The sequence below is a fragment of the Micromonospora marina genome (assembly GCF_900091565.1).
Taxonomy (GTDB): Bacteria; Actinomycetota; Actinomycetes; order Mycobacteriales; family Micromonosporaceae; genus Micromonospora; species Micromonospora marina.
Map to the genome: position 1 here is coordinate 58353 of NZ_FMCV01000012.1, position 15427 is coordinate 73779.

A 15427-nucleotide genomic window follows, 5' to 3' on the forward strand; every position below is an offset into this window, starting at 1 on the left:
ACGCGCGTGCCGCCGCCCCGCCGCCCTCGCGCGTCAGCCCTTCTCCAGGTATTCGGCCCGTTCCTCGTCGACCAGCGCGGCGACCGACGCCGCCAGCGCCGGATGCCGGGCCAGATCCGGATCCTCCTCAACCAGTTCGATCGCCTCGGCCCGCGCGTCGCGGATCAGCTCGGTGTCGCGTCTCAGCGACAGCAGCCGCAGGTGTGAGCGCCGGCCGGACTGGGTCGCGCCCAGCACGTCGCCCTCCCGGCGCTGCTCCAGGTCGAGTTCGGCGAGCTTGAAGCCGTCGGTGGTGGAGGCGACCGCGTCCAGCCGCTCCCGCGCGGACGAGCCCTCGGCCGCCTCGGTGACCAGCAGGCAGAGGCCGGCGGCCGAGCCCCGGCCGACCCGGCCCCGCAACTGGTGGAGCTGGGAGACACCGAACCGGTCGGCGTCCAGCACGATCATCACCGTCGCGTTCGGCACGTTCACGCCGACCTCGACCACAGTGGTCGCGACCAGCACGTCCAGCTCGCCGTCGGCGAACGCGCGCATCACCGCGTCCTTCTCGTCGGCCGGCAGCCGCCCGTGCAGCACCCCGATCCGCAGCCCGTGCAGCGGCCCCTCGGCCAGCAGCGGGGCCACCTCGGTCACGGCCAGCGGCGGGCGGCGGCCGTTGTCGTCCTCCCGCGGCGCCTCCTCGTCCGACACCGGCCCTTCTCCGATCCGCGGGCAGACCACGTACGCCTGGTGGCCCTTCGTGACCTCCTCGCGCAGCCGGCGCCAGGCCCGGTCGAGGAACGTCGGCTTCTCGGCGGCCGGGACCACGTGCGAGGCGATCGGCGAGCGGCCCTGCGGAAGCTGGGACAGCGTGGAGGTCTCCAGGTCGCCGTAGACGGTCATGGCCACCGTGCGCGGGATCGGGGTGGCCGTCATGACCAGCACGTGCGGCGGCTGCTCGGCCTTGGCGCGCAACGCGTCGCGCTGCTCCACACCGAAGCGGTGCTGCTCGTCCACCACCACCAGGCCGAGGTCGTGGAAGTCGACGCCCTCGTAGAGCAGGGCGTGCGTGCCGAGCACGATGCCGGCGCGGCCCTCGGCCACCTCGGCCAGCGCCCGGCGCCGGGCCGCCGCGCCCAGCGAGCCGGTGATCAGCTCCACCCGCGTGGCGTCGTCGGCGGCACCCAGCTCACCGGCCCGGCCGAGCGGGCCGAGCAGATCGAGGATGCCCCGGTGGTGCTGGGCGGCGAGCACCTCGGTCGGGGCCAGCAGCGCGGCCTGCCCACCGGCGTCGACCACCTGGAGCATGGCGCGCAACGCCACCACCGTCTTGCCGGAACCCACCTCGCCCTGGAGCAGCCGGTGCATCGGGTGCGGCCGGGCCAGGTCGGCGGCGATCTCCCGCCCGACGACCTGCTGGCCGGAGGTCAGCTCGTACGGCAGCCGGGCGTCGAACGCGTCCAGCAGGCCGCCCGCCGCCGCGGGCCGGGCCAGCGCCGGCGACGCCGCCGCCCGGTGCTTGCGCTGCACCAGCGTGAGCTGCACGGCGAACGCCTCGTCCCACTTCAGCCGGCGGCGGGCCCGGTAGAGCGCCTCCTTGCTGGTCGGACGGTGGATCTCGCGCAGCGCGGTGCCGATGCCGGCCAGGTTGCGGGTGGCCCGCACGGTGGCCGGCAGCGGATCCTCGGGCGGGGTGAACGTGTCGAGCACGACGCGGACGCAGCGGGCGATCACCCACGTCGGCACCGCCGCCGCGGCCGGGTAGACCGGGATCAGCGCCCCGGCGAACTCCTCGACCTCCTCGTTGGCCGCCGCCTCGCCCTCGCCGCCCTCGCCGAGCAGGACGTACTCCGGGCCGTTGAGCTGGCGCTTGCCCCGGAACTCGGTCACCTTGCCGGCGAACAGCCCCCACCGGCCGGGCCGTAGCTCCCGTTCCCGCCACGCCTGGTTGCCGAAGAACGTGCAGGTGAGCACGCCGCCGGAGCCGTCGCCGACGGTGACCTCCAGCAGGTTGCCGCGCCGCTGGCGCATCGGGCGGACCGCGGTGCGCTGCACCTGGGCGAGCACTGTGACCTGCTCTCCCACGTCCAGCGAGCGGATGTCGGTGTGCTCGCCGCGCTCGTCGTACCGGCGCGGGAAGTGGTAGATCAGGTCGCCCGCGGTGTGCAGGTCCAGATGCCCGGCCAGCGCCTTCGCGGTGCGCTCGCCGACCAGCTTCTTCAGCGGCGTGTCCACGGTGGCCGCTTCTCCGGTCATTCGACCCCCACCAGGAGCGGATAGTGCGGCTGCCCGCCCTCGTACGCCTGCACCTCGACGAACGGCCAGGCCCCCTCCACGTACGCGCGGACCCGGTCGGCCAGCCCGGCCGGCGCGTCCGCGCCGCAGAGCAGCGTGACCAGCTCGCCACCACCGCCGAGCATCCGGTCGACCACGGCGGTGCAGGTGTCGACCAGATCCTGCCCGATCAGGTGCACCTCACCCTCGACCAGGGCCAGCACGTCACCCGGGCGGGCCGGACCGGCGACGGTGAGCGACTCCCGGGCGGCGTGGCAGACCTCTGCGTACCGGCAGGCTCCGGCGGCCTCGGCCATCGCGATCACGTCGTCCTCGAAGCGCCGCTTCGGGTCGCGTACGGCCAGTGCCGCGAGCGCCTGCACCGGTGAACGGGTCGGCACCACGCTCACCTTCACGCCGAGGCCGTGCGCCTCCCTGGCCGCCGCGCTCGCCACCGACTGGGTGTTCGGGTCGTTGGGCAGCACCACCACCCGGGCTGCGCCGGTGGCCCGGATCGCGTCGAGCAGCTCGCCCGTGGACGGGTTGGCGGGCACCACCACGGCGCCCTCGGCGGCGAACAGCTCCGCGATGCCCGCGCCGGTGGCCACCACCACGGCGGCCCGCCTCTCGGGCAGCCGCGCCTGCGGCCCCGGCACCGGCGCACCCTGGTCGGCGAAACGGGTCACGGTGATCCGGTGCGGGCGGCCGGCGACCACGCCCGCCTCGACCGCCGCCCCGATGTCGTTGACGTGCACGTGCACGTTCCAGGTGCCGGCGCCGTCCCCGACGACCGCCAGCGAGTCGCCCAGCGTGGACAGCTCGGCGCGCAGCCGGGCCACCGCCTCGTCGTCTGCGTCGAGCAGGTACTGCACCTCGTAGGCGTACACGTCGGAGCCGCTCTCCCGCACGGCGGTGACCGGCGCGGGGCGGGCGGGCGGCGCGGGCGCCGGCTGCGCCGGGCTCTCCCCGGTGACCACCTCGACCAGCGCGTCCAGCAGCAGGCACAGGCCGCGCCCGCCGGCGTCGACGACGCCCGCGCGGGCCAGCTCCGGCAACTGCTCGGGGGTACGCGCCAGCGCGTGCGCCGCCGCCTCGGCCGCGGCCCGGGCCACGGCCCGCAGGTCGTCGCTGTCCGTCCGGCGGGCCGCGTGCGCCGCGGCGGCGACCACGCTCAGCAGCGTGCCCTCGACCGGCCGGGCGACGGCGGCGTACGCGGCGGCGCTGGCGTCGGCCAGCGCGTCGGCGAACTGCCGGCCGCGCACCGCGGGCACGGCGGCGAGTGTGTCGGCGAGACCGCGCAGGATCTGCGAGAGGATCACGCCGGAGTTGCCGCGTGCTCCGAGCAGCGCGCCCCGGGCCATCAACCGCAGCGCGTGCCCGTGCGGGGTGTGCCCGTCGTCGGGGAGGGTGCCGAGGTCCATCGCCAGGGCCTGCTGGGCCGAGGTGAACGTGAGCACCAGGTTGGTGCCGGTGTCGCCGTCGGGCACCGGATAGACGTTCAGCTCGTCGATCTCGCCCTGGTGGGCCCGGAGGGCGGTCAGCCCGCTCGCGCACCAGCGGCGCACCGCTGCGGCGTCGAGGGTCTCCAGCACGTCGGGAAGCCTACTGGCGTACACCGACACGCGCCGGGGTCGTCCGCCGCGTGTCCGCCCCGGCCGACGTACCGGCCGGCCCGCCGGTACGCTGGGTGGGCTCGCGAAAGGGCCGGTTGGGCGTACCGACTGTCATCGGGTAACCTGACCAGGTTGCCCGGGCAGCGCCTGGCGGCGACCTCATGAACGTTTCAATCCCAGGAGTATCCCGTGGCTAGCGTGTGCGACGTCTGTGGCAAGGGGCCGGGCTTCGGCCACAACGTGTCCCACTCGCACCGGCGGACCAACCGCCGCTGGAACCCGAACATCCAGTCGGTGCGTACCCCGGCCGGTGGTGGCACCACCAAGAAGTTGCAGGTCTGCACCTCGTGCATCAAGGCCGGCAAGGTCACCCGCGCCTGACGCGGTAGCGCCACCGGAACATCGTCGGTCGCCGGCGGATCCCTTCGGGTTCCGCCGGCTTCTGTCGTGCCCGGCTTCTGTCGTGCCCGGCTTCTGTCGTGCCCGGCTTCCGTCGTCCCGAGCGACCCGCCGCGCGCACCGGCTGGTATCGGCCGACCCGCCCCGCACCCCTGACCGACCGTACGGCGACCGCCGCGTTCCAGCCGGTAAGGGTGCTGCTGAGCCGGCCGTCCGGTTCCGGCGCGAGCCGCGGGGAGGGTGACCGGTGGACCTCGACCTGGGTCGCGAGCAACTGGTGGTGGCGGGCGCGTCGTTCGGCTCGCTGAGCTGGTTCGACCAGGAGCTGCCGCCCGGCGGCGTGGTGCTGGTCGAGGAGCCGGACGTGATCGCCCGCCGCGACCTGGCCCGGTTCGCCGAGCGGCTGCCGATGATCGGGCGGCTCGTCGCGGCCGAGTACCAGACCGGCTTCGACCCGGATGCCCTGCTCGCCCGCGAGCCCGGCCTCGCCGACGCGCGGCTGGTCCTGCCCGGCCTGGAGTACGCGGTCGGTGCCACCGCCCGGCTCGCCGAGCGCCTCGGCCCTGCTGCACAGCGAAATGGATCCTCGCCGACGGCGTGCCGACGCTGGTGGAGTGCCGACGCTGGTGGAGTGCGCGGCCCGGATGCCCGGCGACATGATCACCGCGCTCATCTCGATCGCCTACGGGCGGGACGTCATCGAGGCGTACCTGCGGATCCTGCGCGGCGAACGGCCGGCGCTGCCGGCGCGGGCGACCGGCGCGCGCCGCGCCGCACGCGCGATCCGCATCTCGGTCGGCTAGAGCGTACGGCCGTACGACAGGCAGCCCGGGGCGTCCTTGTAGAAGCCGAAGTTCGGGATCCGCTCGTAGCCCGCCGAGGTGTACAGGGCGATCGCCTCGGGCTGCCTGTCGCCGCACTCCAGCACGATCTGCTTGCGGCCGTGGTCGCGGGCGGACCGCTCGACCGCGGCGAGCACCGAACGGGCCACGCCCCGGCCCCGGACCGCCGGGTCGGTGTACATCCGCTTCAGTTCGGCCGTGTCGCCGTCCCCGCCGTGGCTGCGCCAGCCGCCGCAGCCCACCGGCCGCCCGTCCAGGTAGGCGACGAGGAACACGCCGTCCGGCGGGGTGAACTCGGCCGCGTCGACAGGGGTCTCGTCGCCGCTGCCGCCGTACCGGGCGCCGAGGTCGGCCAGCGCCGCCCGGATCAGCGCCTGCGACTCGGGCGCGTCGAAGCGCCGCTCCCGGATCTCGATCTCGCTCACCGTGTCAGGTTACGACCGGCTCGGGGCCCGGCCCGGCCCGGCGGCCGGGGTTCGGACGCAGATCACTCCGCTCTCCTGCTGTGCCTGCTACTCCGCTCTGCGGAAGTGGTCCCAGCCGCGCGGGCCGCTGTAGGCGGCGCCGTCGACGGTGACCCCGGCGCCGGCGGCCACCCGCCCCACCGGCTGCCAGCCGTCCGGCAGCGCGGCGTCCGCCGGGAACGTCGCGGCCAGCGCGTGGTCCTCGCCGCCGCCCAGGATCCAGGTGTACGGGTCGACGCCGAGCGCCTGCGCCGCGTCCCGCATCTGCCGGGGCACCTCGAACGCGTCCCGGCTCAGGTCGACCGCCACCCCGCTGGCGGTCGCCACGTGCCCCAGGTCGGCCAGCAGCCCGTCCGACACGTCGATCATGGCGGTGGCTCCGGCAGCGGCGGCAGCGGGTCCGGCGGCGTACGGCACCTCGGGGCGGCGGAACGCCTCGACCAGCAGCCGCGGCGTGCGGAACCCCCGGGACAGCACGGTGTAGCCCGCCGCCGACCAGCCGGTACGCCCGGCCAGCGCCACCACGTCACCGGGGCGGGCCCCGGAGCGGAGCACCGGGGCGCGGCCGGCCAGGTCGCCGAGCGCCGTCACCGCGATGGTGAGCGTCGGGCTGCCGGACATGTCCCCACCCACCACGCTCGCGCCGACGAGCGCCGCCTCCGCGCCCAGCCCGTCGGCCAGTTCCTCGGCCCAGGCCGGGTCCAGCTCGGCCGGCATGCAGAGCGCGACGAGCAGCGCGGTCGGGGTGGCGCCCATGGCCGCGATGTCGGCGAGGTTCGCCGCCGCCGCCCGGTGCCCCACGTCCCGTGCCGACGACCAGTCCCGGCGGAAGTGCCGCCCCTCCACCAGCACGTCGGTCGAGGCGACCACCCGCCGGTCCGGCGCCGCCACCACCGCACCGTCGTCGCCGGGGCCGAGCAGGCAGCTCTGCCCCTGTGCCAGCCGGGCGGTCACCCGGTCGATCAGGCCGAACTCGCCGACATCAGTGACAGTCATTCCGTCCCCTCGCTCCGCTGCGTCGTTCCGCACGTCCCACCCCTGTCCGCACCGGCGTGTGCTCGCTCACCGCGTCCGACCGGCGACCGATAGGGATCACGGCCGCTCAGTACGGTAGTTTCACCCTTCGGGTCGCCCGGAGGCGACGGACGGAGGTCGAGTCGTGGTACAGGCGTACATCCTCATCCAGACCGAGGTCGGCCGGGCGCGTGACGTGGCCGGTCAGATCGCGGACCTGGCCGGCGTGGTACGGGTCGACGCCGTCACCGGGCCGTACGACGTGGTAGTGCTCACCGAGGCGAACACCGTCGACGAGCTCGGCAAACTCATCGTCAGCAAGGTGCAGATGGTGCCCGGCATCACTCGCACCCTCACGTGTTCGGTGGTGCGGCTGTAAGTGGACGAGAAGGACACCTCCCCGCGCCGGGACGGCGCCAGCCGCCGTGCCGCGCTCTGGGCGACGCTCGTCGCGGTGCCGGTGACCGTGGCGGTCGCCGGGTTCACGTTCGCCAAGCTGGCCCCGGAGTCTCCGGAGGCCGAGCCGAGCGCGTCGGCGAGTCCCCGGGCGCAGTCCAGCGCGCCGGTCGAGATGCCCGCCCCCGCGCTGGCCGAGCGTCCGACGGTGCTCTGCCGTGCCCTGATGTCGCAGCTTCCGGACAACGTGCGTGAGCTGCCGCAGCGCCCGGTCACCGCGGGCCCGGAGCAGAACGCCGCGTACGGCGAACCGGCGCTGACTGTGGCCTGCGGCGGCAATCCGGCGGAGTTCCCGCCCACCGACGAGGTGTGGAAGGTCAACCAGGTCTGCTGGCACGCGGCCGAGGAGGGCGACGCCACGGTGCTGACCACCGTCGATCGGGAGACCCCGATCCGGGTCCGGGTGCCGAAGTCGTACGAGCCGCCGCTGCAGTGGGTGACCTCGATCTCCGACACGATCGTCAGCTCGGTGCCCTCGGCGAAGCAGGCCCCTTCGGGCTGCTCCGCCTGACGTCGGCCCCGGTCGGGGGCCGATGTGGCGGTGCCGGCGGTCAGCGGCCGGCGCGGCGGTGCAGGGCGGTCCGGATCAGGCGGTTGACCAGCTTCGGGTACTCCAGCCCGCTGGCCGACCACATCCGCGGGAACATCGACGTCGGGGTGAAGCCCGGCATCGTGTTGATCTCGTTGAGGTACACGTCCATCTGCGGGGTCACGAAGAAGTCGACCCGGGCCAGGCCGGAGCAGTCGAGCGCGGTGAACGCCCGGGCGGCGTAGTCGCGCACCTGCCGGGCCACCGGTTCGGGCAGGTCGGCCGGCACGTCGTACTCGCAGACCTCGTCGGCGAAGAGGTACTTGGCCTCGAAGTCGTACCAGTCGCGGTCGCCGATCATCCGCACCTCGGCGAGCACCGAGGCCTCGGGCGCGCCACCGGCCTCGCCCTCCAGCACCCCGCACTCGATCTCGCGGCCGACCACGGCGCCCTCGACGAGCACCTTGCTGTCGATCTCGCGGGCGGTGACGAGCGCGGCGTCCAGGTCCGCCCAGTCGTCGACCTTGGTGATGCCGAACGACGAGCCGGCCCGGGACGGCTTGACGAAGACGGGCAGCCCGAGGCGCTCCTTGTCCTCCTCGCTGAGCGACATCCCGGCGCGCAGCACCGCGTACGGGCCGACCGGGATGCCCTCGACGGCGCAGAGCTTCTTGGTGAACTCCTTGTCCATGGCTGCGGCGGAGGCGAAGACGTTCGCGCCGACGTAGGGGATGTCGGCCATCTCCAGCATGCCCTGGATCGTGCCGTCCTCGCCGTACGCGCCGTGCAGCACCGGGAAGACCACGTCCACGTCGGCCAGCGCGACCGGCCCCTGGGCCGGGTCGAGCACCATCAGGCCACCGGCGGCGGGGTCGGCGCGCAGCACGAGTTCGGCGCCGGAGCCGGCGGTGATCTCGGGCAGCTTGCGGTCGGCGATGGCGAGGCGGCTCGGGTCGCCGCTGGCGAGCACCCACTGGCCCTGCCGGGTGATGCCGACCGGGACCACCTCGAACTCGTCCGGGTCGAGGGCGGCCAGCACGCTGCCGGCGCTGACGCAGGAGATGCCGTGCTCGGGGCTGCGCCCGCCGAAGACGATCGCCACACGGGTCTTGCCTGGGGTGGTCATGGTCACCTCATCGTTCGCGACTGCGGCTGGCCGTGCTCGCCGGTGGCGCTCACCCGACTGACCTTACTGTGCGTTGCCGCAAGCGGTGGTCGATACCCGGGGAGACGCGGAGTCGCGTGGCAAACGGTCAAGGTTACATCTACGGGGAGTAACGGAATGGCGTGTCTCAGAGGGCCGGGTGCCGGGGCCGGCGGCCGACCGCGATGACCTTCACCCGCTGCCGGCCGGCCCGCACCATGCCCAGCGCCGTGAAGGCACCGGCGATCCGGTCGGCGGCCTCCCGGCTGCTCGTGCCCACCACCTGGCGGCGGCGCTCCGGGCTCGTCCGTTCGTCACGCCGGGTGCCGTCCGGCGGACGCACATCGGTCAGGACCACGAGGAACCTGGTCACCGCGGAACCCCTCCCCGTCTCGTGGACCGGCAGGGGCACGCGGCGGTCGGATCGTGGGGGAGTGAAGAATCCGACCACCGCGCGCCCCATCCCCTCCGGTCGCTCACCACCACCGTCGCCACGACAACCGGCGGTGAGGACGCCGTCACACATTGACAGGTTCACCGGCGTGAATGCAACTCTCATCGACTTTCTCTCATGCCCATTTTCCCGCGGGATGTGCGACCATCGATGCATGGCGCCGAAGACCGCCCGGGCCCGACGGCTCGGCATCGCCCTGCGGACCCACCGGGAGGCCGCCGGCCTCACCCTGGAGGCCGCGGCCGACGAGATCAACAGCACCCGGAGCACGCTGTCCCGCTACGAGAACGCGCAGACGCTCGTCAGTCCCGCCACCGTGCGCGCACTGCTGACCAGCTACGGCGTGGACCCGGCCGACATCGCCGCGGCGGTGCAACTCGCGAAGGACGCCCGCAAGCCGGGCTGGTGGGTGTCCTACTCGTACCTGCTGGACCAGCGCACCATCGACTTCATCGCGCTGGAGGCCGAGGCCACCGGCATCGCGAACTTCGAACCGTCGGTGGTGCCCGGTCTCCTCCAGACCGCCGACTACATCCGCGGAGTGATGCGCGGCGGCCCGCACACGCTCACCGACGAGCAGGTGGAGCAGCGGGTCCAGCTACGGCTGGACCGCCAGCAACGGCTCTCCGGCGCCGAGCCGCCGATCCTCGACGCCATCATCGACGAGGGCGCGCTGCTGCGCCCGGTCGGTGACCGCTCGGTCATGTCCGGCCAGCTCCAGCACCTGCTGAAGGTGGCCGAGCTGCCGAACGTCACGGTGCAGGTGATCCCGCTGGCCGCCGGCTACCACCGGGGCACCCGGGGATCGCTGCACATCCTGGAGTTCGCCGACCCGGAGGACCCGATCATCGCCTCGGTGGAGACCGTCGCCGGGCAGATGGTCCTCGACCGACCGGGTGACCTGCGTACCTGCGCCAAGATCATGGAGCACCTGCGGACCGTGGCCCTGAGCCCGGCGGCCAGTCGGGACCAGCTCCTCCGCCTGCTGAACGAGAGGTGACCAGATGAACGGCACGAACCGCACGAACCCCGCACCGGCCCGCTGGCGCAAGAGCAGCCACAGCGGTGACGAGGGCGCATGCGTGGAGATGGCGCCGCTGCCCGGCGCGGTGGCGGTCCGCGACTCGAAGGACCCGGCCGGCCCGGTGCTGGTATTCCCCCCGCACGCCTGGGCGGCGTTCACCACGGCACCGCCGCGCCCCTGAGCGGCCCGACCGGCGCCCGCTGAACGGCCCGACCGCGTCAGCCGAGCGGGGCGGCGGCAGCGGTGACGGTGGCGCGTACCGCCTCCAGCGCCGCGATGGCCACCCCCCGCGCCCCGGCCATGTCCCGGTCCGGCACCAGCGCGAAGGTGGCCACCGCCCGCTGCTCATCCCGCAGCACCGTGTGCTCGGCGACGGCGGCGAGGAACCAGTCCCGGAACTCCGGCGCCGCCTCCACCACGCCCCCGCCGACGAAGTACGCGTGCGGATCGGTGAAGTTGGCCGCGATGGTGAACAACCGGCCCAGCGCCTTGGCCTGCTGGGTGAACACCAGGCGGGCCAGCGGGTCACCGCGTTCGCCGTAGCCGCGCAGCAGCTTCGCCGCCCGGTCCGGCTCCTCCGCCGCGAGCGGGTGCTCCGGATGCCGCGCCAGCCAGTACGGCAGCAGGTTGCGCCGGATCGCGGTGAGCGACGCGACGCTCTCCGCGTCCCCGGTGAAGCCACAGGCGCAGACCGGCGCCGCCTGGTCCGGCTCGACCAGGCCGTCCAGCGGGATGTGCACGTGCCCGAACTCGCCCGCCATGCCGGCCGCCCCGCCGACCACCCGGCCGGACTCCACCACGCCCCCGCCGAGCCCGGTGCCGACGATCGCGGACACCGACGATCGGGCCATCGCCTCGGCACCGAAGTGCACGTGGTGGGCATAGAGCGCGGCGGCGTTGCCGTCGTTGGCGTACACGACGGGCAGGCCCAGCCGCCGCTCCAGCGCGGTGCGCACGTCGAAGCCCCGCCAGGCGGGCTGGGAGAAGTTCGTCGAACCGCGGGACGAGATCACACCGGTGGCGCTGGCCGGGCCGGGCGTGTCCAGCCCGACCGCACGGACCAGGTCACGCGGCACGCCGGTGTGGGCCAGGACGCCGTCGAACGCCCGCGCGAGCGCCCCCACCGCCGCCTCCGGCCCGGCACCGACCTCGCTCGGGATCTCCAGCAGCCCGTCCACCAGGAACCGGCCGTCGACTGTGAGCACTGTGGCGTTGTCGCTCGTGCCCCCATTGTCCAGCCCCACCACCACCGGCACACCTGCGCTGCCCACCGCCACCGCCTCCCGCCGCGCCTGACCCGAGGCTAGTTCCCGCCCGGCCCACCCGCCACGCCCCCGCGCGGACTCCCCCGCCGTGGTCAGCCGGGACGGCGAGCGGTGACCGCTGTCGCCGCCCGCTCCTCGTCGCGGACCACCACCGGCTCCAGCCCGGCCGCGGTGAAAACGCCGCACAGCTCGGGGGCCTGCGCGGCGCTCGACTCGACCACGACGTGCCCGCCCGGGGCGAGCCACTCGGCCGCGCCGGCGGCGACCCGGCGCAACACGGCCAGGCCGTCGGTGCCGCCGTCCAGCGCCACCGGCGCCTCGTACAGGCGCGCCTCGGCCGGCAGCGAGACCACCGCGGCGCTCGGCACGTACGGCGCGTTCGCCACCACCAGGTCCAGTTTCCCGCGCCGGCCCGCCGGCAGCGCGTCGAACAGGTCGCCCTGGTAGACCGGGACGCCGAGCGGTTCGAGGTTGCGCCGGGCGCAGGCCACGGCCACCGGGTCGATGTCGGCGGCGGCCAACCAGCCGGGTGCCAGCCGCTCGTGCAGCACCACGGCGGCGGCGCCGGAGCCACAGCACAGGTCGAGCACCGCCGGGGCCGGCCCGGCCAGCGCCGTCGCCGCGTCGACGAGCAGCGCGGTCCGGCCGCGCGGCACGAAGACCCCCGGGTGTACGGCGATCCGCCGGTCGCAGAACTCGGCCCAGCCAAGCAGGTGCTCCAGCGGCAGCCCGGCGACGCGACTGTCGACCAGGCGGGTCAGCGACTGCGTCGACTCGGCGGCGGCGATCAGCAGGTCCGCCTCGTCCTCGGCGAAGACGCAACCGGCGGCGCGCAGCCGCCGGACGAGGGCCGGACGGTCGGGGGTGAAGACGGTGGATGCCATGGCATGCCTTTCGGGAAGCGCTCGTCGGCGCCCCCGGCGTCGCCTCAGCCCTGAAGCGACGCGGACTCGGATGGAGCGCCGGTCCTCTGCTTGTGGATCGGACTCACCTCCTCGGGTCGCGACAGCACGGGCCGTGGCTGCCCGTCACCCTAGCCGAGCGGCCGGCACGCCGTCAGCCCGCCGTGTCGAGCGCCGCCGCCACATCGGCGAGCAGGTCGGCGGTGTCCTCGATGCCGCAGGAGAACCGCACGAAACCCGGCGTCGTGGCGTCGCCCCACTGGGCCCGCCGGTCGGCTGTGGTGTGCAGCCCGCCGAACGAGGTGGCGGCGGCCACCAGCCGGGAGGCACCGAGGAACCGGGCCACCCGGCGCTCGTCGCCCAGGTCGAACGAGAGCACGCCCGGCACGCGCCGCATCTGGGCCGACGCCACCGGATACGCCGGGTCGTCCGGCCGTCCGGGCCAGCGCAGCCCGGTGACGTCCGGGCGGCCCGCGAGCAGTTCGGCCAGCGCCCGCGCGTTGGCGGTCTGCCGGGCCAGCCGCAGGTCGAGCGTGGCCAGCGACCGGTGGGCCAGCCAGCAGTCGAACGCGCCGGGCACCCCGCCGGTGGCGTTGCGCCAGGTGGTCGCCGCGTCCCGCAGCCCGGCGTCCCGGGTGGCCAGGTAGCCCAGCAGCAGGTCCGAGTGGCCGGTCAGCGCCTTGGTGCCGGAGGCGACCACCACGTCCGCGCCGAGGTCCAGCGGGCGCTGCCCGAGCGGCGTGGCGGTGGTGTTGTCCACCGCGACGAGCGCACCGGCGGCGTGCGCGGCGGCGGCCACCGCCGCGACGTCGGCGACGTCCAGGCCGGGGTTCGCCGGGGTCTCCAGCAGCACCATCCGCACGCCCTCGAACGACGGGTACGGACCGGCCGTCGGCACGAGCACCACGCGCACGCCGAGCTGCTCCAGCGTGTCCGAGGCGAACGAGCGTACCGAGTAGTAGCCGTCGGCGGGCAGCAGCACCGTGTCGCCGGGGCGCAGCACGGTCAGCAGCAGCCCGGTGATGGCCGCCTGGCCGCTGGCGAAGACCCGGCAGTCGCCGCCCTCCAGCTCACCGATCGCCGTCTCCAGCAGCCGCCGGGTGGGGTTGTCGGGCCGTCCGTACCCGTTGACCGCCGCCGACGGGCCGCGCTCGGGGTCCAGGTGGTACGGCGCGGCGAAGACCGGGCCGGGCAGCAACGGCTGCCCGGGTACCGCGTCCGGCAGGCCGGCGTGCACGCTGCGCGTGCCGTCACCCCAGTGCTCGGTCATCCCCGCTCCGCTCACTCGTACGACTCGGGCTTGGCGGTGCGGCTCATCAGCGCGTCCACCGCCAGGCGCGGGTCCATCCCCTCGTGGCAGATCCGCTCGATCTGCTCGGTGATCGGCATCTCCACGCCGTGCGCCCGGGCCAGGTCGCGGATGGCCAGGCAGCTCTTGACGCCCTCGGCGGTCTGCCGGGTGGCCGCCTGGGCCTGCTCCAGCGTCTCGCCGCGGCCCAGGTGCTCGCCGAAGGTGCGGTTGCGGGCCATCGGCGACGAACAGGAGGCTACCAGGTCACCCATGCCGGCCAGCCCGGCGAAGGTGATCGGGTCGGCGCCGAGCGCCACGCCCAGCCGGGCGGTCTCGGCCAGGCCGCGGGTCATCAACATGGCCCGGGTGTTGTCGCCGAAACCCATCGCGGTGGCGATGCCGTACGCCAGCGCGATCACATTCTTCACCGCGCCGCCCAGCTCGCAGCCGATCACGTCGTCGTTCGTGTACGGGCGGAAGTACGGCGTCCGGATGGACGCCTGCACCAGCGCGGTCCGCCGGCTGTCGGTGCCCGCGACCACTGTGGCGGCCGGCTGCTCGGCGGCGATCTCCGGGGCCAGGTTGGGCCCGGAGACGACCACCACCCGGTCGGCGGGCACCCCGGCGGTCTCCGTGATCACCTGGCTCATCCGCTTCGTGGTGCCCAGCTCGATGCCCTTCATCAGCGACACCAGCGTGGCGTCCGGAGCCAGGTACGGCGTCCAGTCGGCGAGGTTGCCGCGCAGCGTCTGCGAGGGCACCGACAGCACCACCACATCGGCCCCCTCGATCGCCTCGGCGGCGTCACCGGTGGCGGTCACCCGCTCGGGCAGGCGCACGCCCGGCAGGTACTCCGGGTTGTGCCGCCCGGTCCGGATCGCCTCGGCCACGGCGGCCCGGCGGGCCAGGACCGTCACGTCCCGCCCGGCGTCGGCGAGGATCTTGGCGAACGCGGTCCCCCAGGAACCGGCGCCCAGCACGGCGACGTGCCCGCTCATTCGGTGGCCTCCCGGGCGCCGGTACGGGCGGGCCGCTGCCAGAGCGGCGGTGGTGTGCCGCCGCGGATCTCCGCGACCAGATCCCGGATACGCAGCATGATGGTGTCCGTCATCTCCTCCAGGATCGGCCGGGTCGGCGTGGCGCCGGCCCAGCGGCTCAGGTCCACCGGCGGCCCGGCGACGACAGTCACCGGGGTGCGCGGGCGCAGCCCGAACCGGGCCGTACGCGGATCGAACATCCGTTCCGGGCCGACCATGGCGATCGGGATCACCGGGGCGCCGGTCACCAGCGCCAGCCGGGCCGCGCCGGTTTTGCCCTTCATCGGCCACAGGTCGGGCTCCCGGGTGGTGGTGCCCTCCGGGTAGATCACCACCGCGCCCCTCTCGGCCAGCGCGGCGACCAGCTTGTCGAGGGACTTGACCGCCTCGACGGTGCCCCGCTCGACCGGGATCTGCCGGCACCGGTGCAGGATCCAGCCGACCACCGGCACCCGGAACACGCTGGCCTTGCCGAGGAAGCGCGGCCAGCGCCCGGCGTCGTAGATGTAGTGCGCGACCACGAGCGGGTCGGCGTGCGAGATGTGGTTCGGCACGAGGATCACGCCGCCGTCGTGGCGCAGGTGCTCCATGCCCCGCCAGGTGCGCCGGGTCCAGACGATCATCAGCGGCTTCACCAGCACCACGGCGAGCCGTCGCCAGAACCCCAGCCTGCGCCGTGCCACGGTGCCTCCTCGATCCGCCCTCGCGCCCCGGCACAGAATCATGCCTGTTCGGCCCCG

At 74.5% G+C, this 15427-nt stretch carries 17 protein-coding genes; 6 read left to right on the top strand and 11 right to left on the bottom strand.

What is annotated here, in order from left to right:
* Nucleotides 1-33: 33 nt before the first annotated feature.
* Nucleotides 34-2235 carry an ATP-dependent DNA helicase RecG gene (gene recG, locus GA0070215_RS15790; protein ID WP_091046788.1) on the bottom strand — a complete coding sequence of 734 codons (2202 nt, stop codon included), beginning with the start codon at nucleotides 2233-2235 and terminating at the stop codon, nucleotides 34-36.
* Complete coding sequence (locus GA0070215_RS15795) at nucleotides 2232-3845, bottom strand: DAK2 domain-containing protein (RefSeq protein ID WP_091046995.1); 1614 nt, start codon at nucleotides 3843-3845, stop codon at nucleotides 2232-2234. The genes recG and GA0070215_RS15795 overlap by 4 nt, the downstream gene beginning before the upstream one ends.
* A 210-nt stretch (nucleotides 3846-4055) precedes the next feature.
* Between GA0070215_RS15795 and rpmB the strand changes: the two genes are divergently transcribed.
* Together rpmB and GA0070215_RS29100 are read left to right on the top strand one after the other, a co-directional pair.
* Nucleotides 4056-4247, top strand: a complete 192-nt coding sequence (rpmB, locus tag GA0070215_RS15800) for a 50S ribosomal protein L28 (RefSeq protein ID WP_013284551.1) — start codon at nucleotides 4056-4058, stop codon at nucleotides 4245-4247.
* 632 nt (nucleotides 4248-4879) lie between these two features.
* A complete protein-coding gene (locus GA0070215_RS29100) occupies nucleotides 4880-5068 on the top strand; it encodes a hypothetical protein (protein ID WP_244167018.1) in 189 nt (62 codons plus the stop codon).
* Here GA0070215_RS29100 and GA0070215_RS15810 read toward each other — a convergent pair.
* Together GA0070215_RS15810 and GA0070215_RS15815 are read right to left on the bottom strand one after the other, a co-directional pair.
* A complete protein-coding gene (locus GA0070215_RS15810) occupies nucleotides 5065-5532 on the bottom strand; it encodes a GNAT family N-acetyltransferase (RefSeq protein ID WP_018786300.1) in 468 nt (155 codons plus the stop codon). The two genes, GA0070215_RS29100 and GA0070215_RS15810, sit on opposite strands and share 4 nt — an antisense overlap.
* Before the next feature lie 87 nt (nucleotides 5533-5619).
* Nucleotides 5620-6567 carry a thiamine-phosphate kinase gene (locus GA0070215_RS15815; RefSeq protein WP_018786299.1) on the bottom strand — a complete coding sequence of 316 codons (948 nt, stop codon included), beginning with the start codon at nucleotides 6565-6567 and terminating at the stop codon, nucleotides 5620-5622.
* Nucleotides 6568-6730: 163 nt separating this feature from the next.
* Here GA0070215_RS15815 and GA0070215_RS15820 point away from each other — a divergent pair, with 163 nt between their 5' ends.
* Complete coding sequence (locus tag GA0070215_RS15820; protein ID WP_018786298.1) at nucleotides 6731-6964, top strand: Lrp/AsnC ligand binding domain-containing protein; 234 nt, start codon at nucleotides 6731-6733, stop codon at nucleotides 6962-6964.
* Complete coding sequence (locus tag GA0070215_RS15825; RefSeq protein ID WP_091046792.1) at nucleotides 6965-7552, top strand: DUF3515 family protein; 588 nt, start codon at nucleotides 6965-6967, stop codon at nucleotides 7550-7552.
* A 40-nt stretch (nucleotides 7553-7592) separates the two neighbouring features.
* Here the strand turns inward: GA0070215_RS15825 and GA0070215_RS15830 are convergent, their stop codons facing one another.
* Nucleotides 7593-8696: a D-alanine--D-alanine ligase family protein gene (locus GA0070215_RS15830; protein ID WP_091046794.1), complete on the bottom strand. Its 1104-nt coding sequence runs from the start codon at nucleotides 8694-8696 to the stop codon at nucleotides 7593-7595.
* 166 nt (nucleotides 8697-8862) lie between these two features.
* Nucleotides 8863-9087, bottom strand: coding sequence for a hypothetical protein (locus GA0070215_RS15835; protein ID WP_018786295.1), 225 nt, complete (start codon nucleotides 9085-9087; stop codon nucleotides 8863-8865).
* 235 nt (nucleotides 9088-9322) lie between these two features.
* On the opposite strand from GA0070215_RS15835, the gene GA0070215_RS15840 reads away from it, so the two are divergent.
* Nucleotides 9323-10168, top strand: a complete 846-nt coding sequence (locus GA0070215_RS15840) for a helix-turn-helix domain-containing protein (RefSeq protein ID WP_091046797.1) — start codon at nucleotides 9323-9325, stop codon at nucleotides 10166-10168.
* A gap of 4 nt (nucleotides 10169-10172) precedes the next feature.
* Nucleotides 10173-10373, top strand: a complete 201-nt coding sequence (locus GA0070215_RS15845; protein ID WP_018786293.1) for a DUF397 domain-containing protein — start codon at nucleotides 10173-10175, stop codon at nucleotides 10371-10373.
* 37 nt (nucleotides 10374-10410) lie between these two features.
* Here the strand turns inward: GA0070215_RS15845 and GA0070215_RS15850 are convergent, their stop codons facing one another.
* The 5 genes from GA0070215_RS15850 to GA0070215_RS15870 all read right to left on the bottom strand — a co-directional run bounded on the left by GA0070215_RS15850 (nucleotide 10411) and on the right by GA0070215_RS15870 (nucleotide 15370).
* Nucleotides 10411-11463 (bottom strand): ROK family protein, encoded by a 1053-nt coding sequence (locus GA0070215_RS15850; protein WP_091046999.1) that lies wholly within the window; start codon nucleotides 11461-11463, stop codon nucleotides 10411-10413.
* An 86-nt stretch (nucleotides 11464-11549) separates the two neighbouring features.
* Nucleotides 11550-12341, bottom strand: a complete 792-nt coding sequence (locus GA0070215_RS15855) for a putative protein N(5)-glutamine methyltransferase (protein ID WP_091046802.1) — start codon at nucleotides 12339-12341, stop codon at nucleotides 11550-11552.
* A gap of 172 nt (nucleotides 12342-12513) precedes the next feature.
* Complete coding sequence (locus GA0070215_RS15860) at nucleotides 12514-13629, bottom strand: cystathionine gamma-lyase (RefSeq protein WP_091046804.1); 1116 nt, start codon at nucleotides 13627-13629, stop codon at nucleotides 12514-12516.
* 11 nt (nucleotides 13630-13640) lie between these two features.
* Nucleotides 13641-14648, bottom strand: coding sequence for an NAD(P)H-dependent glycerol-3-phosphate dehydrogenase (locus GA0070215_RS15865; protein ID WP_018786289.1), 1008 nt, complete (start codon nucleotides 14646-14648; stop codon nucleotides 13641-13643).
* Nucleotides 14645-15370: a lysophospholipid acyltransferase family protein gene (locus tag GA0070215_RS15870; protein WP_091046807.1), complete on the bottom strand. Its 726-nt coding sequence runs from the start codon at nucleotides 15368-15370 to the stop codon at nucleotides 14645-14647. The genes GA0070215_RS15865 and GA0070215_RS15870 overlap by 4 nt, the downstream gene beginning before the upstream one ends.
* Nucleotides 15371-15427 lie beyond the last annotated feature (57 nt).

Bases quoted from the DNA above. Each gene is read 5' to 3' on its own strand.
- recG (WP_091046788.1), bottom strand. From the start codon at position 2,235: ATGACCGGAGAAGCGGCCACCGTGGACACGCCGCTGAAGAAGCTGGTC.
- GA0070215_RS15815 (WP_018786299.1), bottom strand. From the start codon at position 6,567: ATGACTGTCACTGATGTCGGCGAGTTCGGCCTGATCGACCGGGTGACC.
- GA0070215_RS15830 (WP_091046794.1), bottom strand. From the start codon at position 8,696: ATGACCACCCCAGGCAAGACCCGTGTGGCGATCGTCTTCGGCGGGCGC.
- GA0070215_RS15840 (WP_091046797.1), top strand. From the start codon at position 9,323: ATGGCGCCGAAGACCGCCCGGGCCCGACGGCTCGGCATCGCCCTGCGG.
- GA0070215_RS15845 (WP_018786293.1), top strand. From the start codon at position 10,173: ATGAACGGCACGAACCGCACGAACCCCGCACCGGCCCGCTGGCGCAAG.
- GA0070215_RS15855 (WP_091046802.1), bottom strand. From the start codon at position 12,341: ATGGCATCCACCGTCTTCACCCCCGACCGTCCGGCCCTCGTCCGGCGG.
- GA0070215_RS15860 (WP_091046804.1), bottom strand. From the start codon at position 13,629: ATGACCGAGCACTGGGGTGACGGCACGCGCAGCGTGCACGCCGGCCTG.
- GA0070215_RS15865 (WP_018786289.1), bottom strand. From the start codon at position 14,648: ATGAGCGGGCACGTCGCCGTGCTGGGCGCCGGTTCCTGGGGGACCGCG.